The sequence below is a fragment of the Alloalcanivorax venustensis ISO4 genome (assembly GCF_015356855.1).
GTDB classification, from domain to species: domain Bacteria; phylum Pseudomonadota; class Gammaproteobacteria; order Pseudomonadales; family Alcanivoracaceae; genus Alloalcanivorax; species Alloalcanivorax venustensis.
This window is the reverse complement of sequence record NZ_ARXR01000041.1, coordinates 1-21,741: the sequence shown is the minus strand read 5'-3', so window position 1 is coordinate 21,741 and position 21,741 is coordinate 1. Positions and strand designations below refer to the sequence as shown.

20 protein-coding genes are annotated in these 21,741 nt (G+C 66.6%); 9 read left to right on the top strand and 11 right to left on the bottom strand.

Features of this window, described 5'->3' with window-relative positions:
- Positions 1–24: 24 nt before the first annotated feature.
- From ISO4_RS15180 to ISO4_RS15150, 8 genes are all read right to left on the bottom strand, one after another.
- Complete coding sequence (locus ISO4_RS15180; protein WP_194856749.1) at positions 25–591, bottom strand: DUF805 domain-containing protein; 567 nt, start codon at positions 589–591, stop codon at positions 25–27.
- Between the two features lie 16 nt (positions 592–607).
- Positions 608–1,030, bottom strand: a complete 423-nt coding sequence (locus ISO4_RS15175; protein ID WP_194856748.1) for a CBS domain-containing protein — start codon at positions 1,028–1,030, stop codon at positions 608–610.
- Positions 1,031–1,068: 38 nt separating this feature from the next.
- Positions 1,069–3,174 (bottom strand): glucans biosynthesis glucosyltransferase MdoH, encoded by a 2,106-nt coding sequence (gene mdoH, locus ISO4_RS15170; RefSeq protein WP_228548184.1) that lies wholly within the window; start codon positions 3,172–3,174, stop codon positions 1,069–1,071.
- On the bottom strand, positions 3,171–3,425 hold the full coding sequence (locus ISO4_RS17075) for a hypothetical protein (protein ID WP_228548183.1): 255 nt from the start codon (positions 3,423–3,425) through the stop codon (positions 3,171–3,173). The genes mdoH and ISO4_RS17075 overlap by 4 nt, the downstream gene beginning before the upstream one ends.
- Entirely contained in the window at positions 3,425–4,972 is a 1,548-nt protein-coding gene (locus tag ISO4_RS15165) for a glucan biosynthesis protein G (RefSeq protein WP_228548182.1), read from the bottom strand. The genes ISO4_RS17075 and ISO4_RS15165 overlap by 1 nt, the downstream gene beginning before the upstream one ends.
- Positions 4,973–5,117: 145 nt before the next feature.
- Positions 5,118–5,600: a ribonuclease E activity regulator RraA gene (gene rraA, locus ISO4_RS15160; protein ID WP_142948823.1), complete on the bottom strand. Its 483-nt coding sequence runs from the start codon at positions 5,598–5,600 to the stop codon at positions 5,118–5,120.
- A gap of 16 nt (positions 5,601–5,616) precedes the next feature.
- The gene (locus tag ISO4_RS15155) at positions 5,617–6,312 is read right to left on the bottom strand and encodes an NAD(P)H-binding protein (RefSeq protein ID WP_142948824.1); all 696 of its coding nucleotides are present in this window, start codon (positions 6,310–6,312) and stop codon (positions 5,617–5,619) included.
- A 19-nt stretch (positions 6,313–6,331) separates the two neighbouring features.
- Complete coding sequence (locus ISO4_RS15150) at positions 6,332–8,548, bottom strand: response regulator (protein WP_323745395.1); 2,217 nt, start codon at positions 8,546–8,548, stop codon at positions 6,332–6,334.
- A gap of 99 nt (positions 8,549–8,647) precedes the next feature.
- Between ISO4_RS15150 and ISO4_RS15145 the strand changes: the two genes are divergently transcribed.
- From ISO4_RS15145 to ISO4_RS15115, 7 genes are read left to right on the top strand one after another with little or no spacing between them, the layout of a single operon-like run.
- Positions 8,648–9,043, top strand: a complete 396-nt coding sequence (locus ISO4_RS15145) for a MerR family transcriptional regulator (protein ID WP_142948825.1) — start codon at positions 8,648–8,650, stop codon at positions 9,041–9,043.
- Positions 9,036–10,199: an isovaleryl-CoA dehydrogenase gene (locus tag ISO4_RS15140; protein WP_142948826.1), complete on the top strand. Its 1,164-nt coding sequence runs from the start codon at positions 9,036–9,038 to the stop codon at positions 10,197–10,199. Before ISO4_RS15145 ends, ISO4_RS15140 begins: the two co-directional genes overlap by 8 nt.
- Before the next feature lie 3 nt (positions 10,200–10,202).
- Entirely contained in the window at positions 10,203–11,813 is a 1,611-nt protein-coding gene (locus ISO4_RS15135) for a carboxyl transferase domain-containing protein (protein ID WP_194856746.1), read from the top strand.
- 11 nt (positions 11,814–11,824) lie between these two features.
- Positions 11,825–12,607 (top strand): enoyl-CoA hydratase/isomerase family protein, encoded by a 783-nt coding sequence (locus ISO4_RS15130; protein WP_142948828.1) that lies wholly within the window; start codon positions 11,825–11,827, stop codon positions 12,605–12,607.
- 2 nt (positions 12,608–12,609) lie between these two features.
- Positions 12,610–14,583: an ATP-binding protein gene (locus tag ISO4_RS15125; protein WP_194856745.1), complete on the top strand. Its 1,974-nt coding sequence runs from the start codon at positions 12,610–12,612 to the stop codon at positions 14,581–14,583.
- Entirely contained in the window at positions 14,580–16,529 is a 1,950-nt protein-coding gene (locus tag ISO4_RS15120; protein ID WP_142948830.1) for an acetoacetate--CoA ligase, read from the top strand. Before ISO4_RS15125 ends, ISO4_RS15120 begins: the two co-directional genes overlap by 4 nt.
- Before the next feature lie 2 nt (positions 16,530–16,531).
- Positions 16,532–17,746 (top strand): hypothetical protein, encoded by a 1,215-nt coding sequence (locus ISO4_RS15115; protein ID WP_142948831.1) that lies wholly within the window; start codon positions 16,532–16,534, stop codon positions 17,744–17,746.
- Here the strand turns inward: ISO4_RS15115 and ISO4_RS15110 are convergent.
- Entirely contained in the window at positions 17,728–18,192 is a 465-nt protein-coding gene (locus ISO4_RS15110; RefSeq protein WP_142948832.1) for an acyl-CoA thioesterase, read from the bottom strand. The genes ISO4_RS15115 and ISO4_RS15110 overlap by 19 nt on opposite strands.
- Before the next feature lie 89 nt (positions 18,193–18,281).
- On the opposite strand from ISO4_RS15110, the gene ISO4_RS15105 reads away from it, so the two are divergent.
- Complete coding sequence (locus ISO4_RS15105) at positions 18,282–18,806, top strand: hypothetical protein (protein WP_142948833.1); 525 nt, start codon at positions 18,282–18,284, stop codon at positions 18,804–18,806.
- Here the strand turns inward: ISO4_RS15105 and ISO4_RS15100 are convergent, their stop codons facing one another.
- Both ISO4_RS15100 and ISO4_RS15095 read right to left on the bottom strand, forming a co-directional pair.
- The gene (locus ISO4_RS15100) at positions 18,807–20,345 is read right to left on the bottom strand and encodes a GMC family oxidoreductase N-terminal domain-containing protein (RefSeq protein WP_142948834.1); all 1,539 of its coding nucleotides are present in this window, start codon (positions 20,343–20,345) and stop codon (positions 18,807–18,809) included.
- A complete protein-coding gene (locus tag ISO4_RS15095) occupies positions 20,342–20,983 on the bottom strand; it encodes a hypothetical protein (protein WP_142948835.1) in 642 nt (213 codons plus the stop codon). Before ISO4_RS15095 ends, ISO4_RS15100 begins: the two co-directional genes overlap by 4 nt.
- A 178-nt stretch (positions 20,984–21,161) precedes the next feature.
- Here ISO4_RS15095 and ISO4_RS15090 point away from each other — a divergent pair.
- Positions 21,162–21,741, top strand: a 580-nt coding sequence (locus tag ISO4_RS15090; RefSeq protein ID WP_194856744.1) for a recombinase RecA, incomplete at its 3' end; no start/stop codon positions are given.

Below are 21,741 nucleotides of genomic sequence, written 5' to 3'. Positions count from 1 at the left end.
CGGTAATCCGCGATGAACCTTTTTTTAGCGCTGCATCTGGTGCATTTGCGCGCGCTCCACGTAATCCTGATACGCGGGCAGCGCCACGGCGCCGATCATGCCGATCCACCCCACCATCACCAGCAGCATGATCACCAGAGCGGCGATCAAACCACCACCGTTGGGGGTCGGCGCGGGGCCGTACCGGTTATCGCCGTCGCTGCCGGGAACGAACAGCATCGCCAGTGCCATGACGACGTTGGCCAGCGGTACGAACATCAGCAGGATCAGCCAGCCGCTCACGTTCATATCATTCAGCCGGCGCACGCCGTAAATAATGCTCATCACGGCCGCGAACACACCACCCACCGCGAGCACCAGCATCATCACCGAGAACATCACGCCGCCGGGCTCCGAAGCGGGCGGCCCGGCGATCGCGGCGACCGCCGCCACGGCGGCGAATACCAGGTAAACGATCAGGGTAATGGTGAGGGCATAGACGAAGTAGCGCACTCTGCCGAGACGGCCCTTTACCTGGAATAAGCGAGGCTGATAACGGCGTTCCGATCCGGTCTCCAGATCCGACCCCGGCGCGGCGTAAGGCTGGTTCATGGTGTTCCCCCTGGTTTTAGTTGCTTGTCTGTTCCAGCGGCATGCTCTCCGCCCGGGCGGAGACGGCACGCAGAATGTCGCAGCGGCTCAGTTGCCCCACCAGCCGCTGGCCGTCCACCACCGGCAGGCAACGGCGGTGGTTACGAAGAAACATCTCCGCCGCTTCCTGAACCGTGGCGTGACAGTCGAGGCGGTTCACTTCACGGCTCATATAGTCGGCCACCAGACCGATGCCGGTCTGGTGATAGCCCGCGTCCAGAGCGCCCTTCAACCCGTCGGATTCGGAGAACATGCCCACCAGCCGGCCCTGTTCCACCACCGGCGCGCCGGCCAGACCCTGGGCCAGCAACACGGCAATGGCGTCGGTGACCGACATGGAGGGAGAGAGCAAGAAAGGGTCGCGGATCATGTAATCCCTTACCTGTAATGTATTCAACATGGCTTCGTTCCCTGGAAGCGTTTCAATAAAGCCTACCGTCAGGCTCCGCGCACGGCCACCCCGAGTTGGCCGATGCGGCGCCCCCAATAGCCGTCCGGCGTGGCGCGCCAGGCCTGGCGGTGCAGCCAGGCGAGGCTGTCCGCGTCGCGGGCCAGCGCGTTGAGCTGGAAGCGGTTAAGCGTGGCCGGCCCCTGCTCCAGGCAGCGTTGCGCCCACTGGCGCAGGGTATCCGGCTCCACGGTCCGGCGGTGGCGCGCCTGGGCCCGGTGCAGACGATTGAGGCGCGGATCGATCACCGCCACCTCGAAGGCGCTTAATGGCGTGGGGTTGAGCGGCGCCGGCTCGGCCACCGTGCTCACCAGCGGGATCAGGCGCTGCTCTTCCGGCGTCAGCAGCAGACCGCGCTCGCGCAGCCACCGGCCGATCGCCACCCGGCTCAGCAGGACCGAAGTGGGCGCCGCCAGGATCAGCGGCAAGGCCACCGGCAGCGACCAGTAAAAGAACATCGGATCCAGCCACAGGGCCAGCGCCGCCCAGCCCGCGGCCAGCAGCGTGCCCGGCGCCTGGCTGATCAGCGCCTGGAGCCAGCCGGTTTCATCGGTGCGGTTCTGGCCGCCCCAGTGCAACGACACGTTGAACAGCGCCTCCAGCACATAACGGCTGTGCGCCAACATGCGGATCGGCGCCAGCAGCATGGACACGAACAGCTCCAGAAACACCGACAGCAGCAGCTTCCAGAAGCCGCCGAACTGCCGCCGGCCACCGCTGAGCAGCACATCCGCCACCGCCAGGAATTTCGGAAAAAACAGCAGGAAAAAGGTACTCAGGATCATCGCCACCGCCCAGTGCGGATGCCATTCCGGCCACACCGGGAACATGCTGTTCTGCGGATCCGGGAAGTAATCGATCGGCCACAGCGTCAACCGCGTGGCCTCGATGCTGGTGAGCACCAGAAACACGAACCACACCGGCGACGCCAGGTAGGAAAGGATACCGTTGATAAACGCCATGCGGTGCGCGAAGCGGATGCGGCGGCCGAAGAACAACAGCCAGATGTGCTGCATGTTGCCCTTGGTCCAGCGCCGGTCACGGGTGAGCTCGTCCACCAGGGTGGGTGGCGACTCTTCGTAGCTCTCGTGGAGTTCCGGCTCCATCCACACCTGGTAACCGGCGCGGCCCATATAGGCGGCCTCGACGAAGTCATGGCTCATGATCGAGCCTTTGAACAGGCCGAACCCGGACAAGCGGCGCAGGCCGCAGTGGGCCATGAACGGCTCGGTGCGGATAATGGCGTTATGGCCCCAGTAGGCCGCTTCACCCAGTTGCAGCGCGGCCAGGCCGGTGCTGAACAGGGGCCCGTAGATGCGGTTGGCGAACTGCTGAAAACGGGCGAACGCGGACCGGGCGTTGATCAATGAGGGGCTGCTTTGCAGAATGCCGATGCGCGGCGCCAGCTCCATGTGCCGCACCATGCGCACCAGGGTGTCGCCCCCCATCACGCTGTCCGCGTCCAGCACCACCATGTAGCGGTAGTCGGCGCCCCAGCGGCGCAGAAAATCGGCCACGTTGCCGCTTTTGAAGTTCAGGTTGACCGGCCGGTGCCGGTAGAACAGACGGCCTTCCAGGCCCAGCTCCCGGCACAGCGCGTACCAGCCGGCCCGTTCCGCCAGCCACACGTCCGCGTCACGGCTGTCGGAAAGAATATAAAAATCGAAATGGTCGAGCTGACCGCTGGCACGCAGGGATTCCACCGTGGCGCGCAGGCCGGCCAGGGTGCGGTCCACCGGCTCGTTGTAGATCGGCAGCACCAGCGCGGTGCGGGCCAGGGGTGTGGCCGCCAGGGTGGCGGCATCATGCCGACGCGCCAGCGATTGCGGATCACCGCCCCGGCGGCGCATGTAGAAGCCCAGCATGGCGGTCCAGAAGCCCACCGAGATCCAGGCGAACAGCAGCGCGAACAACAGCAGAATACTTTGTTCCAGCAGATCGCCGCCGTGGTAAGGCAGCACCGACAGCATGCCGTAAACACCGGCCAGGGTCTGGCTGACCACCAGCAGGGTAAGCACCGTGCGGCGCATCACCGCCACCGCCTTCCAGCGGCCGGTGAGGTCGGGCACCGATTCCGCCTCGCCGGCCCCGCTCATAGCGAATCCGCGTAATGAACGCTGGCGTGGTGCAGCGGTGGTGTTTGCGGGGGCAGCGCCTCTTCCGGCAAGGGAAAGGTGTCCGGCAGCCGCTCCATCACCCGGGCCAGCAGCCGCTGCTCCCCCTCTTCCAGGGCGCTGTCCACCAGCCGCAGCGCGCGCCGCGCCACCTCCGGCGTCACCCTGATTCCGGACAGGCGCAGATAGGTGAGCGCCCGCGCCAGTGTCTCTTCCACCTCGTGATACGGCATCAGCGGGCCTCGCCCAGAATGTCGTTGTCGGCGGGGATGTCATAGGACCAGGTTTCGGAAACCGCCTCCTCCTCGTTCTTGAGGAAGGCGCGCAACGCCAGCGGCTGGCCCTCCGCCGGCTTCGCCAGAATCGACAGCCGCCAGCGATTCACCGGGCTGAGGAATTCGACGAAATGCTCGATCACTTCGGCGTCGCCGCCGGCGGTCACGGCGCTGGTCACCGGCGCGTCGGCGGACAGATCCTTCAGCGGCCCGCCGGCGAAATCCACGATCACCCGGTAGGCGCCCTCCACGGTGCCGCCGCCGACCCGGTTGCCGTCGCCGACGAAGGTTCTCTCGGCGCGCGCCCGGTCGCCGCCGCTCACCGACGGCCCGCCCACCTTGAGGGAATAATCGAACGACAGCGACTGGCCTTCGCGGACCGGCTCGTCCGGGGTCCAGAACGCCACGATGTTATCGTTGGTTTCGTTGTTGGTGGGCAGTTGCACCAGCACCACCCTGCCCTTGCCCCAGTCGCCCTTGGGCTTCACCCAGGCACTCGGGCGGCGATGATAGTTGGCGCCGTAATCCTGGAAATCCTCGAAGTTGGTCTGCCGCTGCATCAAGCCGAAGCCCTGCACCGATTCGGTCTGGAAATAGTCCAGTTTCAGGCTTTTCGGATTCAGCAGCGGCCGCCACAGCCACTCGCCGCTGACCCCGTTATGAACCAGCAGGCCGCCGGAATCGTGCACCCGGGGCCGCCACTCGCCGCGCGGACGGGCGGTGTTGCCGCCGTAGAAAAACATGCTGGTGAGCGGCGCGATGCCCAGTTTCTCGATGTCGCTGCGAATGAACAGACGGGACTGCACGTCCATCACGGTGTTATCGCCGGTGCGCACGTCGAACCGGTAGGCGCCGGTGAGGCTGCGGCCGTCCAGCAAGGCATACACGGTCATGGTTTCCGACTTGGCGTCCGGGCGCACCAGCCAGAATTCCGTGAACGAGGGAAACTGCTCGCCGGAGGGCAGCCCGGTGTTCACCGCCACGCCCCGGGCGGATAAGCCGAAGCTGTTGTCACGGCCGACGGCGCGGAAGTAGCTGGCGCCGGCGAACACCAGAAACTGGTTGCGGCTGTCCGGGCCCTGCAACGGATAGGTGAGCTTGAAGCCGCCGTGGCCGAGATCCGCGGGGATACGCTTGGCCAGCTCTTCGTTGGTGTAGCTGTAGTCGGTTTTGTTGTAGGTGATCGGGCGGACACCCTCGGCATCCACTTCGTGGAGCACCACCGGATGCTTGAAGTACAGGCCCGGCGACATCAGCATCACCTGGAAGCGGGCGTCGCTTTTGATCCAAAGGCTGTTTTCCGACTTGAAGCGGATGCCCTGGTACTGCTCGTAGGTGAGCTCACGGAGAAAGGCGGGAATGGGCGTCGGTGCCTGGTAGGATTCATCGGCCAGCGCCCTGGCCTTGTCGATCACATCCTCAAAAGAGAACCCCGACGCCGGAAGCGGCAAGGCCGCCAGGGCCAGCCACAGCATCAGCATCGGCCACCAACGAAAACGCTCCATGTATACAACTCCGCTGCCTGATGTCGCCGAGCCTGGACCGGCTCGACGCCGCTATCATCAGACAGATGTTAACCGTGTGACAACCGGGCGGACGGGGATAAACGTCAATAAACTATAAATTTTCGCAAAACCCGCCCGCGCCCCTTTAAATCAGGGCCTTGGGGGCGGTGATCACACCGTTGTTGTCGGCGTAGACGAACTCGCCCGGGCGGAACGTCACCCCGCCGAAGGTGATGTCGATGTTCAGCTGGCCCTCGTCCCGGCGCACCGATTTGATCGGCACGCAGCCCAGGGACAGCACGCCGATATCCAGCTTGGCCAGTTCATCCACATCGCGGCAGGCGCCGTGGATGATCACGCCTTCCCAGCCGTTCTTCACCGCGTTCTCGGCGATCATGTCGCCGATCAGGGCGTTGCGCAGGCTGCCGCCGCCGTCCACCACCAGCACCTTGCCTTTACCGTCGGTGCCCAGGTGTTCCTTGACGCGGGAATTGTCCTCAAAGCATTTCACCGTGACGATTTCACCGCCGAAGGCGCCGCGGCCCCCGTAGCTGAACCAGTTAAGGCCGGTGACCACGGACACCAGGTCCGCGTTGTCGTCGCACAAATCACAGGTGACGAAACTCATCTTTACTCCTTCTACGTTAAGACACAGCCCGTGGGTATTTTTCACGAAACTTGCCGGCGTACACCACGAAATCGCGGAAGCGCACCCGGTAGACCCCGGTGGCCGGGCCTTCCAGCGCCATGCCCACCAGCGCCTCGGCGACCCGCTCGCCGCTCACCGGCAGCCAGTGCGCGTCGGTCCAGCGGGTGATCGGGTCGATGATTTTGGAAAAACGAATCCCGAACGCTTCCACCGGACGCGGCCGCTCCCGCTCGCCGAGCAGCAGAGACGGCTGGAACAGCGCCAGCAACGGCAGCTTCAGTGCTTTCAGTTCGCGTTCCGCCTGCCCCTTGGTGCGCGCATAGAAAAACGGCGAATGGGCATTGGCATTGACCGCCGACACCATCATAAAGCGCTGCACGCCGGCGTCGCGCGCCGCGCGGCCCACCGCGGTGATCAGATCCAGGTCCACCGCGCGGAACGCTTCCTTGGAGCCGGCCTGCTTCAGGGTGGTGCCGAGCGCGCAGAACACGTCATCGACCTGAAAATATTCGGTTTCCTTGTCGAATTGCGCCGGCTCCACCACCTTCTCGATCAGTTTCGGATGGTCGATCCCCAGCGGCCGGCGCGTCAGCACCCGTACTTCCTGGTAGGCGTCGCAATCCAGCAGCAGGCGCAAACAATGCCCGCCAACCAGACCGGTGGCGCCCAACAGCAGGGCCCGTCGGCTCATGGCAGTTCCCTCGTTGTTGTCATTCGTCGTCGTTACCTTCCCCGTCGGTATCCACGTCGTGGAGCAACCAGCGCCGCAGCACGGTTTCCAGCTCTTGAAGATGCACGGGTTTGGCGAGAAAGTCATCCATGCCGGCGGCCAGACACTTGGCCTGAACGCCCTCGGCGGTGTTGGCGGTGATCGCGATCACCGGGGTGCGGGTGCGCTCCGCGGCCTGCTCTCTTTCGCGCAGGGTGCGGGTGGCGGTGAAGCCGTCCAGCTCCGGCATCATGCAGTCCATCAGGATCAGATCGAAGCTTTCCTGCTCCAACAGCGCGAGAGCGGTTTCCGCGTTATTGACCGTCTTAACCTGATAGCCGAGCTTGCCGAGCATGCCACGGGTGACCAGCTGATTGACCTCGTTGTCTTCCACCAGCAACAGCCGGTAAAGCCTGCGGCGCTCGCGCTCTTCCGGGGTTTCGGTGGGCAGGTCCGGCACCGGCATCTGGCGCGGCACGCCCAGCAACTTGCCCAGCGCCACGCGCAACCCGGTGCGATGAACCGGGCGCACCAGCACCACCAGCCCGTGCTTGTCCACCAGCCGCTGCACCGCCGGCTCGCCGCGCTCTTCGATGGCGCAGATCAGCATCAGCTTCACCGGCCGCAGCCCGGGGTCTTCCAGCACGGTGCGGCACAGGTTCAGCGCCGATTCCCGGCGCCCGTGGGTGTCCACCAGCAGCAACTCAAACTCGCTGTGCTCGCGGTGACCGGCGCGCACCGCCTGCAACGCCTGGTCGTAATCCCGGGCGCCCTGGCAGTAGCTGCCCAGTGCTTCGAATTCTTCCTGCAGACAGGCCAGGGAGCCGCTGCTGGTGCCCACCGCCAGGCCCTGCACCTGGCCCACGGCGCCGGCCAGCTTGGTGCTCTCGCTCATGTTCGCCTGCATGCCCAGGCGCACCGTGAACCAGAACGTGGAGCCTTCGCCGGGATTGCTTTCGGCGCCGATCATGCCGCCCATGGCCTCGATCAGACCCTTGCAGACCAGCAGCCCGAAGCCCGCGTGCCGGGTGCTGAAGGCGTCCTGGGCACCGGCCAGGAACTGATCCTCGAACAGATGCTTGAGGGTCTCGGTGTCCATGCCCTGGCCCTGGTCACTGACCCGCACCCGCAGCACGCCGTCGCTTTCCCCTTCGGTGGTGAAATCCACGTCCAGGCGTATTTCGCCGCGCTCGCTGAATTTGATCGCGTTGCTGAGCAGATTGGTGAGCACCTGCAGCAGACGGTCCCGGTCGCCGCGCACCCGTTTCGGCAGCATGCGGTCCACCACCGCCGACAGCTCCAGATTCTTGGACTGGGCCATGGGGCCGAAGGCTTCCAGGGTCTGCTCCAGGGCGCCGCGCAGGTCGAAATAGTCCGGGCTCAGGGTGATGCGCCCGGTGAGAATCCGGGAGTAGTCCAGCACGTCGTCGATCAGGCTGATCATCAGCTTGCCGCTCTGCCCCGCCACCTGCAGGTATTCCTGCTGCTCGTCACTGAGCCGGGTGTCCTCCAGCAGCGACATCATGCCCATCACCGAATTCATCGGCGTGCGCAATTCATGGGCGAGCCGGTATACCAGGCTGAGCTGGATGTCGGTGTTGGCCGGCAGGTCCCGGCGCCGCTCGGGGGAACCACGGCGCTCGCGGGTGACCGCGTGCCAGAACAGCTCGTACTGGCCCCGGTAAAGACGGAACAGATAGAAGGTGTAGGAGGTGACCAGCAGGCCCAGCAGCCACTCCTGCAGCCCGGCGGCCAGGAACAGCGAGGCGATCAGCGGCAGGAACATCAGCAGGATATACACCTGCCGCACCCGCAGGCCGGCCATCCAGGAGCTGCCCAGCGCGGTGGTCACACCGACGTTATAGAGGATCACCACGAAGACGTTGAAGCCGGTGCCGACCCGCCACACCAGCCAGGCGGGCAATACCCCCCAGACCAGGGCGTGCAGAATCAGGCCGAGCGCGAACAGCCGGCGCCAGCGCGCCGGCCCGGCGCCGTAGAGGGCGTCAAAGCGCGCCACCAGCCACAGCCGGTAGGCGGTCACCAGCACCACGGCGCCGCCGGCGATCAGCGTCTCCAGCTCGTAAGCCCGGTACACACCGCCCCAGGCGGTCACCAACGCATAAACCACAAGGGCCGCCAACACCCCCATCAGAGAGTTCTTGGCGGCCCCGTAGTCGACTCGTTTCAGAACCTTGCGATCTTTTCGGTAAATCACCCGTCCACCATCCTCGGACGAAGAAGGCGCTAAAGGTAACACCGTCCAACCGGACAGGCCACTTTACGTTAACGTAAACTTCCCCTAATCTTTTCCGCCATGACACTCAAGCAAAGCTACGGCATCGGCGAGCTGGCACGGGAATTCGACGTGACCACGCGCACCATCCGTTTTTACGAAGACCAGGGCCTGCTTACGCCCCGCCGGCGCGGCCAGACGCGCATTTATTCGCCGGCGGACCGGGTCGCCCTGAAGCTGATCCTGCGCGGTAAACGCCTGGGCTTCTCGCTGGCGGAATCCGGCGATCTGATCCGCCTCTACCAGCCCACCGGCGACAACCGCCAGCAGCTCGGTGCCCTGCTTGAAAAAATCGAAGAGAAACGTACCCAGCTACAACAGCAACTGGTCGACATCCAGATCATGCAACAGGATCTGGACGCGGCCGAGGAACGCGCCAGGCAGGCGCTGAAGGAATTGGAGGAAAGCGATGTTTAACGGCGGCCTGGATTTTCAGTTCGACGACACCCTCACCGCGCTGCAGGACAGCGCCCGCGCCTTCGCCCGCAAGGAGATCGCACCGATCGCCGCGCGCGTGGATCAGGACAACCTGTTCCCCAACGAGCTGTGGAAGAAGCTCGGCGATCTGGGCGTGCTGGGTGTCACCGTGGGCGAGGAATACGGCGGCGCCGGCCTGGGCTACCTGGCCCACACCCTGGTGATGGAGGAAATCTCCCGGGCCTCCGCGTCCATCGGCCTGTCCTACGGCGCCCACTCCAACCTGTGCGTGAACCAGATTTATCTCAACGGCAACGACGCCCAGCGCCAGAAGTACCTGCCCAAGCTGGTCAGCGGCGAGCACATCGGCGCGCTCGCCATGAGCGAGCCCGGCGCCGGTTCCGACGTGGTCAGCATGGGCCTGCGCGCGGAAAAGAAAGGCGACCGCTATCTGCTCAACGGCAACAAGATGTGGATCACCAACGGCCCCGACGCCCACACCTATGTGATCTACGCCAAGACCGAACCGGACGCCGGCCCGCGCGGCATCACCGCCTTTATTGTCGAGCGCGACTTCCCCGGTTTCTCCCGCGCCCAGAAGCTGGACAAGCTGGGCATGCGCGGCTCCAACACCTGCGAGCTGGTGTTCGAAAACTGCGAAGTGCCGGAGGAAAACATTCTCGGCGAACTGAACCAGGGCGTGCGCGTTTTGATGAGCGGCCTGGACTATGAGCGCACCGTGCTGTCCGGCGGCGCCACCGGCATCATGCAGGCCTGCCTGGATGTGGTGCTGCCCTACGTCCATGAGCGCAAGCAGTTCGGCCAGGCGATCGGCGAATTCCAGCTGATGCAGGGCAAGCTCGCCGATATGTACGTGACCCTCAACGCCAGCCGCGCCTACCTCTACCAGGTGGCGCGCAACTGCGACGCCGGCCACAGCAGCCGCAAGGACGCCGCCGGCGCCATCCTCTACTGCGCCGAGAACGCCACGCAAATGGCCCTGGACGCGATCCAGTGCCTGGGCGGCAACGGCTACATCAACGAATACCCCACCGGCCGCCTGCTGCGCGACGCCAAGCTTTATGAAATAGGCGCCGGGACTAGTGAAATCCGCCGTATGTTGATCGGCCGCGAACTGTTCAACGAGACCGCCTGAGCCATGCCCAAAATCATCAGCCAGCTCAACAAAAGCGCGCCGGAATACGGCCAGTACCGCGAACACAATCTGGCGCTGCGTGACACCCTGAAGGAAAAACTCGACCGCATCGCCCATGGCGGCGGCGAGGCCGCCGAAGCGCGCCTGCGCGACAAGGGCAAGCTGCCGGTGCGCGAGCGCATCCAGCACCTGCTCGACCCGGGCTCCCCTTTCCTGGAGCTGTCGGCGCTGGCCGCCGACGGCGTCTACCCCGGTGAGGACGTGCCCGCCGCCGGCTGTGTCGGCGGCATCGGCCGGGTGGCCGGCGTGGAGTGCATGATCGTCGCCAATGATCCCACGGTGAAAGGCGGCAGCTACTACCCACTGACCGTGAAAAAACACCTGCGCTGCCAGGCGGTGGCCGCCGAGAACCGGCTGCCCTGCGTCTACCTGGTGGACTCCGGCGGCGCCAACCTGCCGCGTCAGGATGAGGTGTTCCCGGACCGGGATCACTTTGGGCGTATCTTTTTCAACATGGCCAATATGTCGGCGCGCGGTATTCCGCAGATCAGCGTGGTGCTGGGCTCCTGCACCGCCGGCGGCGCCTATGTGCCGGCCATGGCCGACGAAGTGATCATGGTGCGCAACCACTCCACCGTGTTCCTGGCCGGCCCGCCGCTGGTGAAAGCCGCCACCGGTGAAGTGGTCAGCGCCGAGGAGCTGGGCGGCGCCGCCCTGCACGGCGAGCAGTCCGGCGTCGCCGACCATCTGGCCGACGACGAACCCCATGCGCTGGACCTGGCGCGCCGCTGCATCGGCCGGCTCAACTGGCACAAGCCGGAGCAGCTGGAGGTGCGCCCGGCCCGGCCGCCGGCCTATGAGCCGGACGAACTGTACGGCCTGATTCCGCCCACCACCCGTTCGCCGATGCCGGCCCGGGAACTGATCGCGCGCATCGTCGACGACTCCGACCTGGACGAATTCAAGGCCAACTACGGCACCACCCTGGTCACCGGCTTCGCCCGCATCCACGGCTTTCCGGTGGGCATTCTCGCCAACGACGGCGTGCTCTATTCCGAGTCCGCGCTCAAGGGCGCCCACTTCGTGGAGCTGTGCAACCAGCGCAAGATTCCGCTGCTGTTCCTGCAGAACATCACCGGCTTCATGGTGGGCAAGAAATACGAAGCGGAAGGCATCGCCAAGCACGGCGCCAAGATGGTCAACGCGGTGGCCTGCGCCAGCGTGCCCAAGTTCACCGTGATCACCGGCGGCAGCTTCGGCGCCGGCAACTACGGCATGTGCGGGCGCGCCTACGACCCGCGCTTTATGTTCATGTGGCCCAACGCGCGCATCTCGGTGATGGGCGGCGAACAGGCCGCCAGCGTGCTCACCCAGGTAAAAGCCGCGTCGCTGAAAAAGAAAGGCGAACACTGGAGCGACCAGGACGCCCAGCGTTTTCAGGACGACATGACCGCCCAGTACGAAACCATGGCGCAGCCCTGGTACGCCAGCGCGCGTCTGTGGGATGACGGCGTCATCGACCCGGCGGACACCCGCGACGTTCTCGGCCTGGCCATTTCCGCCAGCCTCAATGCACCCATCGAAGAGACGCGCTACGGCGTGTTCCGCATGTGAGGGAGACAACCATGAGTGTGCAAACCACCCGCCGGGGCCCGGTCACCCACATCACCCTGAACAACCCGGACAAACGCAACGCCTTCGACAACACCATCATCGAAACGCTGATCGACGCCTTCCAGCAGGCCGGTGGCGACGATGGCCGGGTGATCGTGCTGGACGCCGCCGGCAAGCATTTCTCGGCCGGCGCCGACCTCAACTGGATGCGCGCCATGGGCGCCCTCGACGAGCAGGAAAACCGCGCCGACGCCCTGCGCCTGGCCACCCTGATGGACACCATCGACCGGGCCGGCAAACCGGTCATCGCCCGGGTCCAGGGCGCCGCCTACGGCGGGGCCCTGGGGTTGATCTGCGCGGCGGACATCGCGGTGGCCGCCGACGACGCCCGCTTCTGCCTCAGCGAAGTGAAGCTGGGCATTCTGCCGGCGGTGATCGCGCCCTATGTGGTGCGCGCCCTGGGCGCCCGCCAGGCGCGCCGCTACGTCATGACCGCCGAAGTGATCGACGCCCCCCGCGCCGGCCGGCTCGGCCTGGTCCACGAAGTGGTGCCGGCGGCGGAGCTGGACGCCACCGTGGATAAACTGGTGACCGCCCTGCTCGACGGCGCCCCCGAAGCGCAACGGCGCGCCCGCGAGCTGGTGCACCGCGCCGACGACAGCGACGTCAGCCACGGGTTGATCGAGTACACCGCCAACCTGATCGCCGAGCTGCGCACCGGCGCGGAAGGCCAGGAGGGCCTGGGCGCCTTCCTGGAAAAACGCCCGCCGAACTGGAAACCGAACCGGAACTGACCATGGCCGCCATCAACACGCTATTGATCGCCAACCGGGGCGAGATCGCCCGGCGCATTATCCGCACCGCCCGCGAGCTGGGCCTGACCACGGTGGCGGTGTACTCCGACATCGACGCCGACGCGCCCCATGTGCGCGAGGCCGACCGCGCCGTGCGGCTGGGCCCGGCGCCGGCCCGGGACAGCTACCTGGACATCGACAAGGTGATCCGCGCCGCCCGCGACAGCGGCGCCGACGCCATTCACCCCGGCTACGGCTTTCTGTCCGAGAACACCACCTTCGCCGACGCCTGCGCGGACGCCGGCCTGATCTTCGTCGGCCCCGGCGCCGAGGCCATCCGCCTGATGGGCGACAAGGCCGCCGCCCGCCAGCACATGGCGCAAAGCGGCGTGCCGGTGCTGCCCGGCTTCGACCGGGAAGGCGCCGACGACGCCACCCTGATCGCCGAGGCGCAAAAAGTCGGCTTCCCGCTGCTGATCAAGGCGGTGGCCGGCGGCGGCGGCAAAGGCATGCGCGCGGTGGACAACGCCGCCGGCTTCGAGGAAGCCCTGGCCGCCGCCCGCCGCGAGGCACGCAACGCCTTCGGCGACGACCGGGTGCTGCTGGAGCGCTACCTGCCCACCGCCCGCCACGTGGAAGTGCAGGTGTTCGCCGACAACCACGGCAACGCGGTGCACCTGTTTGAACGCGACTGCTCGGTGCAGCGCCGCCACCAGAAAATCATCGAGGAAGCCCCGGCCCCCGGCCTCACCGAGGCCCAGCGCCGGGATGTCGGCGACGCGGCGGTGCGCGCCGCCCGCGCCATCGACTATCGCGGCGCCGGCACGGTGGAGTTTCTGTTCTCCCCCGAAGGCGAATTCTTCTTCATGGAGATGAACACCCGCCTGCAGGTGGAGCACCCGGTCACCGAGCTGATCACCGGCGAGGATCTGGTCGCCTGGCAACTGGCCGTGGCCGAAGGCCGGCCGCTGCCGAAAAGCCAGGAGCAGATCCAGCGCCACGGCGCCGCCATGGAGGTGCGCCTGTACGCGGAAAACCCCTACCAGCAGTTCCTGCCCTCCGCCGGGCGCCTGGAACAACTGCGCTGGCCGGAACAGGTGCGCGTGGACAGCGGCTTCGAGGCCGGCGACCGGGTCAGCGACCATTACGACCCGATGATCGCCAAGCTGATCAGCCACGGCGGCGACCGCGACCAGGCCCGCCGCCGGCTGGTGGCGGCCCTGGACGATCTCGCCATCAGCGGCGTGCATCACAATGCCGCCTTTCTGCACCGGGTTCTGAGCAGCCCGGTGTTCGCCGACGCCGAGTTGGACACCCGCCTGCTTGAGAAACACTCGGACCTGATGACGCCGGCGCCGGCGGACAGCGACCTGGTCGCCGTGGCCGCCGCCGGCGCCGTGGCCCAACGGCCCGCCACCGGCAACGACCCCTGGGGCGCGCTGCCAGGTTGGCGTCCGCTGGGACAAAAGCGCACCCTGATCCCATTGCGGGTGGGCGAGCAGGCCCACACCGTGGTGCTCGACAATGACCAGGCCCGGGTGGACGGCGGCGAGCCCGCGCCCTTCCACCTGCGCCGCCGGGGCACCGCCTTTGAGCTGCACTGGGGCGAGCGCCGCCTGGCCGGTCACCTGATCGAACCCCGGGATGGCGACGCCCGACATACGGCGGTCTTCGTGCACGGTCAGGATTACCCGGTGGAGATACACCCGGCCCGGGAGAGCGACCGCGCCGGCGGCCAGGACGGCTTCATCGCGCCCATGAGCGGCACCATCGTCGCCTGCCATGTGGCAGCCGGCGCCACGGTGGCCGCCGGGGACGCGGTGATCACCCTGGAAGCCATGAAGATGGAGCACACCCTGCGCGCCGGTGCCGCCGGCACCGTGGAACGCTTCCACGTGGCCGATGGCGACAGCGTCGCCGAAGGCACGCTCCTGGTTGATTTCAATTCGCTGGATTCCGAAACGGAGGCACAATGACAACAACCCCGACCCCGCTCTGGCAGCCCGATGAAAAGCGGCTCAACGAAGGCCAGCCCGCCGCGTTCCGCGCCCGCGCCGAACAGCTGGCCGGCACGCCGCTCACGGATTACCGGGACCTGCACCGCTGGTCGGTGACGGAGCCGGAGGCGTTCTGGAATCTGGTCTGGGATTTTTGCGAACTGCGCGGCCATAAAGGCGAGCGGGTGCTGGCGCCGTCACCGGTGTTCCGCCACAACCGCTGGTTCCCGGACGCGCGCATCAACATGGCCGAGAACCTGCTGCCCCGGCACGACACCCACACCGCCCTGGTGAGCATCGACGAGGGCGGCCGCCGTGACCAGATCAGCTACAACGACCTGCACGTGGCCGCCGGCCAGGTGGCCGCGCAGCTCCAGGCCGCCAGCGTTGAGCCCGGCGACCGGGTCGCCGGCTACATGCCCAACCGCATCGAAACCGTGATCGCCGCTCTGGGCTGCGCCTGGATCGGCGCCATCTGGTCGTCCTGCTCGCCGGACTTCGGCGTCGAAGGTGTCCTGGACCGCTTCGGCCAGATCGAACCCAAGGTGCTGTTCGCCTGCGACGGCTACCAGTACAACGGCAAGTGGATCGAGCTGGACGAACGCATCCAGGCGCTGCATGAAAAACTGCAGCCGGAATTGCTGATCGTGATTCCCGGCCGCGGCGACACCAGCGCGGTGCGCCAGGCGCTCAACTGGCGCGACTGGCTGGCCGCCGCCGGGGCGCCGCCGGCCTTCGCCGAGCTGCCGTTCGACCATCCGCTTTATATTCTCTATTCCTCCGGCACCACCGGCGCGCCCAAGTGCATCGTGCACGGCACCGGCGGCGCCCTGATCCAGCACGCCAAGGAGCACCGCCTGCACGGCGACCTGGGCGCCGACGACGTGCTGTTCTACTTCACCACCTGCGGCTGGATGATGTGGAACTGGCTGGTCAGCGGCCTGCAGACCGGCGCCACCCTGGTGCTCTACGACGGCAACCCGGCCTACCCGGACGCCACCCGCCTGTTCGATGTGATCGACGCGGAGAAGATCACCCACTTCGGCACCAGCGCCAAGTTCGTGCAGGCGGTGGAAAAAGCCGGCGCCGTGCCCCGCGACAGCCACGACCTGTCCACCCTGCGCACGCTCTACTCCACCGGCTCGCCGCTGCTGCACGAGAGCTACGACTTCCTCTACGAGAAGGTCAAACCGGACCTGCTGGTGAGCTCGATTTCCGGCGGCACCGATATCATTTCCTGCTTCGCGCTGGGCAGCCCGCTGGTGCCGGTGTACCGGGGTGAACTGCAGTGCCTGGGCCTGGGCCTGGACGTGGCGGTCTATAACGACGACGGCGAGCCGGTGGTCGGCGAAAAAGGCGAACTGGTGTGCCGCGCCCCCTTCCCCGCCTGCCCGGTGGCGTTCTGGAACGACCCGGACGAGGAGCGCTTCCACGGCGCCTACTTTGATCGTTTCGAGAATGTCTGGGCCCACGGCGACTACGCCGAGATCGTTCCCCACGACGGCCACGACGGCCTGGTGATCCATGGTCGCTCCGACGCCGTGCTCAACCCCGGCGGCGTGCGCATCGGCACCGCCGAAATCTACCGCCAGGTGGAAACCCTGGAGGAAATCCGTGAGGCCATCGTGGTCGGCCAGCAGTACGACGGCGACGTGCGCGTGGTGCTGTTCGTGGTGCCCGCCGAGGGCATCGAACTGACCGACGAGCTGCGGAAAAAAATCCGCACCACCATCCGTGCCGGCGCCAGCCCGCGCCATGTGCCGGCGGTGATTCTCACCGTGCCGGAAATTCCGCGCACGGTGAGCGGCAAGATCGTCGAGCTGGCGGTGCGCGATGTGGTGCACGGCCGCGAGGTGCGCAACCGCAACGCCCTGGCCAACCCGGACGCGCTCGCCCACTTCGCCGACCGGCCCGAGCTGGCCTGATCATGACGGGCCGGGCGCTGCTGCTCGCGCTGTTCTGGCTGCTGGCCGGAACCGCGCAAAGCGCGGTGGCGACCTTCCAGGGCGAGGCCCTGGAAGACCTTACCGGGCTGCGTACCGACCGCCTGGAAGTGGCCGCCTACCGGGACGGCGAGCTGCGCAGCGTCCGCCACCAGTGGCTGGCCTGGTCGCAGCGCGGCTGGCCCTACTTCAGCGAGGATGACGACAGCCGCCGGGCCGGAGAGACCGGCCGGGTGGGCCCCCGTGACCGGCTGCTGGTGGACCACGCCGACGGCGGCGAGCGACTGCCCTCCCCCGGCCAGGAAGTAATCGGTGAACTGGCGCTCGACAGCGACGGCGAGCGGCCCGTTTATTTCTACGTGCTGGCCCGGCCGCCGTTCCAGGGTTTCACCCCGCCGGTGACCCTGGAGCGCGACGATGACGGCGACCCGCTCAGCCTGCGCACCGCGGACTACCGGCTGGAATTTCTGGACGGCAACCTGTTCCAGTGGGGCGATTTCACCTACCGGCATTACCGCGCCCCGGACGACAAACCGCAACGGACCCTGTTGGACAGTTTAAAACTGCGGCTCAGCGCCGGGGTGTTCAGCGAGGGCGCCCGCCTCACACTCACCAACGAAAACCTGGACCCGCAAATCCAGCAGGTCATCGAAGGGCCGCTGGCGACGCTGGTGTACGCCACCACCCGGGTGCGCGTGGCCGGCCTGCGCGTGCTCACCGTGCACAACCACTTCGTGCTGATGGAAAACCGGCTCGCCATCCACAGCCGCTTCGCGTTGCCCGGCATCGCCGCCACCGTGCTGCGCGACCCGCGCGCCCGGGTCAGCGTCGACGGCCACGATCTCCAGGGCGCGCGGCTGCGCACCAGCTGGACCGGCGAGCGGGAGGCGGTGGTGGACGGCCGGCTTTCGGACACCGAACGGGCCATGCTGCGGCGCCCGGTGCCGGCGGAAAACTGGCTGCGTTTCGATACCGGGCGGGGCTTCGCCCTGCTCGCCCGGCTGCACTTCGCGGAAGGGTTTGATACCGGTGCCCGGCTGATCTATCAGGACGACCCGGACCTGGAGGAAACGCCGGAGCGGTTCCCTGGCCAGCAGCCCAACGTGGGCTTCGAGATGGACCGGATACCGTTCGGTGAGCGTTTCTACTTCCTGGCGGAGCTACATTTTTCCGAAAAAAACTATTTTCCCGAAGACTGAATCGCCGCCAACGCCTCGCGCAGCGGCGCCGGGATCGACACCGGACGCCCGCTCTCCCGGTCCACGAACACATGCACCACGAAACCCAGCGCCTTGGCGTCACCGCTCTCCCCGAACAGCGCCAGACCATAACGCACCGAGCTGTTGCCCAGCTTGTCCACGCGCATGCCGATGGTGAGCGCGTCCGGATAGGCGGCGGCCTCGAAATAGTCGCAGCCGGAGCTCACCACATAGGCGATCACGTCGCCGTTATGGATATCCAGCCCACCCTTGTCGATCAGATAGCGGTTGATGGTGGAATCGAAGTAGCTGTAGTACATGACGTTGTTGATATGGCCGTAGACGTCATTGTCCGCCCAGCGGCTGTCCACCGGGCACAGATAGCCGAACGCCTCGCGCCCGGGCCGTTGTTTCGCCTGCGCGGATTGGCTGTTGGCATCACTCATGGCTGCTCCTTCGATCAATACGGACAAGGCCGGCAATGATAACCTAGGGCGCAATGAATGACTCCCCAGTGACCCACAAGGAGAACACCATGGCCCCAGGCCCGTCGCGGTCCCTGCCAGCGCTGTCAGCGGTACTCGGCGCCCTGCTCCTGCTCAGCGGCTGCGTGTCGGTGGCGCAGCGGGATTACCAGCCGGCGCCCAACCCGATTCCGCGGGATATCCGCCACTATCAGTTGAGCATCGACCCGCCGTTACCGGCGGATCAGGTGCGTATCGAGGTGGTGTACCGGTCCGAGGGAGACACCTGCCCGGTGACCCAGGCGGGCACCCAGTTCCGCCCTGAACGCCAGGGCCAGAGCCTGAGTTTCCAGGTGCCGCTGGACATGTTCCGCAACCAGGACGGCTGCGAGTGGCTGCCCAATCAGCTGTGGATCGCGCTGCAGGCCGGCGGCAACTACAACACCCGCTTCAGCGTGCCGCTGGCACTGGGCCGGCAGGTGCGCTGGTGCCGGCTCAACCCGGAGCACGGCGCCTGCATGGCCCGCGAAAGCGACATCCGCCGCTATAAAATACCCGGTGGCGTGCACCGGGTGGTGGTGAGACAGGGCCGTTAATCAGGCCATGCGTTCGGCGATGCGCGTGGCCAGGGCGTACACGGTCACCTGGGGGTTCACGATGATCGAGGTGGGCAGCAGGCTGGCGTCCGCCACGTAGAGCCCTTTCACGTCATGGGTTTCGCCGTCCGAGTTGACCACGCTGGTGTCCGGGTCGGCACCCATGCGGCAACTGCCCTGCGGGTGGTAGCTCACCATGCGCAGGTGCTGGGGCTGGTTGTCGAGCCCCTCGATGGCGCCGTCGATATCCGCTTCGGAACGAATCACCCGCTTGTCGCTGGACGGCACATAGACTTCCTCGGCGCCGGAGGCCAGGTGCAGTCTGGCGGCCGCTTTCAGGGCCCGCTTCATGGACGGAAAATCCGAGTTGGCGAGCTGGTAGTCGATCACCTTGCGGCCGTCCTCCCAGCGGATGGTGCCCACGTTGTGGTCGTGGATCAGCGTCACCAGACCGGCCAGGTACTTGGCGTCCTTCATGAACTGCATGAACGGCTCGCCGGTGCCCGGCTCCGCGGTCATGCTCAGTTCCGCCAGGCCGGCGCCGCCGTCCTCCAGCACGAAACCGCCCTTGTCCGGGTGCAGAAACTCGTCCACGTACACGCCCAGCATGGCGCCGCGCCAGGCGTGCACCGGCTTCGGATAGCGCGCCGACACATACAGCGACGGGTGGCAGGCGAAGTTCTTGCCCACCTGCCCGGACCGGTTGGCCAGGCCGCCCTTCAACAGCAGCAAGGGCGTCTGCACGGCACCGGCGGCGAGGATCACCCGCTCCGCGTTGACCGTCATGTCCGCCACCTTGGCGCCGTCGTGACCGGTGACCTCGGCGCGCACACCGCGCGCCCGGCCGCCGTCGGCCAGCACCTCGGTGACGCGGGTGTCGGCGTAAATGCGGGCGCCGTGGGCGGTGGCCCAGGGCAGATAGCTGACCAGCATGGACTGCTTGCGTTCGGTCTTGCAGCCGGACAGGCAGTGCCCGGTGAGCGCGCATTCACGAATATTGCGTTTGAACGGTTTCACCGACCAGCCCAGCTTGTTGGCGCCGGCGCGGATCAGCTGGCCGTGGCGGGCGATCTCGTGCTCCTTGTTTTCCTCGATGGAGAGGTTCTTTTCCACCCGGTCGAAATACGGCGCCAGTTCTTCGGCGGTCAGATCGCTGAGCCCGAAATCCCGCTGCCAGTCCTGCAGAATAAAGTCCGGGGTGCGGAAGCACACGCAGCCGTTCACCACCGTGGAGCCGCCCACGCAGGCGCCCTGCAACACCAGCAGGTCGCCGCTTTTATTGGTCTGGCCGCCGTGGTCCTGGTACAGGGTTTCCAGGCTTTCCGGGAAGCGCTCGGTAAAGTCTTTCGAGGGGACATAGGGCCCCGCTTCCAGAATCACCACCTTCTTGCCGCGCCGGGCCAGCTCATAGCCGGCCACCGCGCCGCCGGCGCCGGAGCCGACGATCACCACGTCCGCGTCCAGGGTCAGCGCACTCTGTTTAATGTCCTTCGCTTCGGTCACCGACAAGCCGGAAGACCGCCATTGCACTTCGCTCATGCGTTGCCCTCCTCAGTGGCTTGCTCCGATTGCTGATCCGGCAGGGGCGCGTTGCCCAGATAGGCGATGCCCCAGCGGTCGGACACCGGGCCGTCGAATTCCACCGGCCCCCAGGTGCTTTCGTCACGCCAGTAGGAGGTGTAGGTGAGCTGCTTGATCACCGTGCCCAGGGTGCGCTGCACCACATTGCCCCGGCTCCAGGCGTCGAAATAATCGCGGGCGGTGGCCTCGTCCAGATCCACGAAGCGCTTGCCGTGGAAAAACACCGCGGCGTTATCGAACAGCGTCAGCCCGGTGGCCACGTCCTTGCGGGTGGCCGCGTCCATGAAGCCGAGAATGCCCTGCACATTGCGCACCACCGGCACCTGGTCGCTGGGCGTGAGATCGGTGCCCACGGTGGGCAGCAACGCCACCCGTGCCCGGTCGAACAGATGGTATTCCTGGCGGCTCAGGCCGTCGGCCCAGTCCGGTTTCGGCCGGTCGTCCAGGGGCGACAGGCGCAGCAGCGCGAAGCCGCCCGCGGCGGCGGCGGCCACGCCGGCACTGCCGACCAGGCCCCACTTCAGGAACCGCCGCCGGGTCACGCCCTGCTGAAAGGCCGAGGACAATCGGCGCGCTGTTTGTTGTTGTGATGACATCGGGAAATCTCGTCGAGCTCGGGGATGCCTTGAAGCTACTCAAGAGCCCCGGGCAATACAATATGTTTACCCTGACAGCGCCGCTTGACCGCTCAGCACAGCCTTTCCCATTGACCCTTCGCCGGCTTACGGATACTGTTCTTATGTACAGTATCTCAAACACTCCGGATTTCCCTTCATGCCGCCCATGCCGCCTGATTTCTTGCAACAATTGCTGGCCCGCAGGGACACCTGGTGGGGCCGCGAAAGCACCGGTACCGGCCAGGGGCAAAGCACCGGTTTCAACGACCTGGACCGGATCCTGGCCGGCGGCGGCTGGCCGGAACAGGGCCTGGTGGAGCTGCTCTGCCCCCTGCCCTGCCCGGCGGTGCTGCATCTGCTGCTGCCGGTGCTGGCCAGCGACGGCCCCGGCGCCCGCCTGATCGCCAACCCGCCGATGCGGCCTTCCGCCACCATGCTGGCCCGGGCCGGGGTGCCCCTGGACGACCTGCTGATCCTGCGCAGCGGCGACCGCGCCACCCTGCTGCGCGCCAGCTTCGAAGCGATCGCCGGCGACACCGTGCGGCTGGCGTTGCTGTGGGCCCCGGGCGGGCCGTTGCCGGCGGGCACCCTGCGGCGCCTGCATCTCGGCGCGCAACAGGGGCGCTGCCTGCTGATACTGGTGCGCCCGCGCCAGGCCGGCCGGCAACCCAGCCCGGCCCCGCTGCGCCTGGACCTGAGCTGCCCGGCCCCCGGCGAACTGACCGTCACCGTGCACA

What these genes read in the sequence shown, in the direction of transcription:
- ISO4_RS15110 (WP_142948832.1), bottom strand. Translation starts at nt 18,192, where the DNA reads ATGAGTGATGCCAACAGCCAATCCGCGCAGGCGAAACAACGGCCCGGG.
- ISO4_RS15140 (WP_142948826.1), top strand. Translation starts at nt 9,036, where the DNA reads ATGTTTAACGGCGGCCTGGATTTTCAGTTCGACGACACCCTCACCGCG.
- ISO4_RS15120 (WP_142948830.1), top strand. Translation starts at nt 14,580, where the DNA reads ATGACAACAACCCCGACCCCGCTCTGGCAGCCCGATGAAAAGCGGCTC.
- ISO4_RS15095 (WP_142948835.1), bottom strand. Translation starts at nt 20,983, where the DNA reads ATGTCATCACAACAACAAACAGCGCGCCGATTGTCCTCGGCCTTTCAG.
- ISO4_RS15180 (WP_194856749.1), bottom strand. Translation starts at nt 591, where the DNA reads ATGAACCAGCCTTACGCCGCGCCGGGGTCGGATCTGGAGACCGGATCG.
- rraA (WP_142948823.1), bottom strand. Translation starts at nt 5,600, where the DNA reads ATGAGTTTCGTCACCTGTGATTTGTGCGACGACAACGCGGACCTGGTG.
- ISO4_RS15135 (WP_194856746.1), top strand. Translation starts at nt 10,203, where the DNA reads ATGCCCAAAATCATCAGCCAGCTCAACAAAAGCGCGCCGGAATACGGC.
- ISO4_RS15165 (WP_228548182.1), bottom strand. Translation starts at nt 4,972, where the DNA reads ATGGAGCGTTTTCGTTGGTGGCCGATGCTGATGCTGTGGCTGGCCCTG.
- ISO4_RS17075 (WP_228548183.1), bottom strand. Translation starts at nt 3,425, where the DNA reads ATGCCGTATCACGAGGTGGAAGAGACACTGGCGCGGGCGCTCACCTAT.
- ISO4_RS15115 (WP_142948831.1), top strand. Translation starts at nt 16,532, where the DNA reads ATGACGGGCCGGGCGCTGCTGCTCGCGCTGTTCTGGCTGCTGGCCGGA.
- ISO4_RS15130 (WP_142948828.1), top strand. Translation starts at nt 11,825, where the DNA reads ATGAGTGTGCAAACCACCCGCCGGGGCCCGGTCACCCACATCACCCTG.
- ISO4_RS15155 (WP_142948824.1), bottom strand. Translation starts at nt 6,312, where the DNA reads ATGAGCCGACGGGCCCTGCTGTTGGGCGCCACCGGTCTGGTTGGCGGG.
- ISO4_RS15105 (WP_142948833.1), top strand. Translation starts at nt 18,282, where the DNA reads ATGGCCCCAGGCCCGTCGCGGTCCCTGCCAGCGCTGTCAGCGGTACTC.
- ISO4_RS15100 (WP_142948834.1), bottom strand. Translation starts at nt 20,345, where the DNA reads ATGAGCGAAGTGCAATGGCGGTCTTCCGGCTTGTCGGTGACCGAAGCG.
- ISO4_RS15175 (WP_194856748.1), bottom strand. Translation starts at nt 1,030, where the DNA reads ATGTTGAATACATTACAGGTAAGGGATTACATGATCCGCGACCCTTTC.
- ISO4_RS15125 (WP_194856745.1), top strand. Translation starts at nt 12,610, where the DNA reads ATGGCCGCCATCAACACGCTATTGATCGCCAACCGGGGCGAGATCGCC.
- mdoH (WP_228548184.1), bottom strand. Translation starts at nt 3,174, where the DNA reads ATGAGCGGGGCCGGCGAGGCGGAATCGGTGCCCGACCTCACCGGCCGC.
- ISO4_RS15145 (WP_142948825.1), top strand. Translation starts at nt 8,648, where the DNA reads ATGACACTCAAGCAAAGCTACGGCATCGGCGAGCTGGCACGGGAATTC.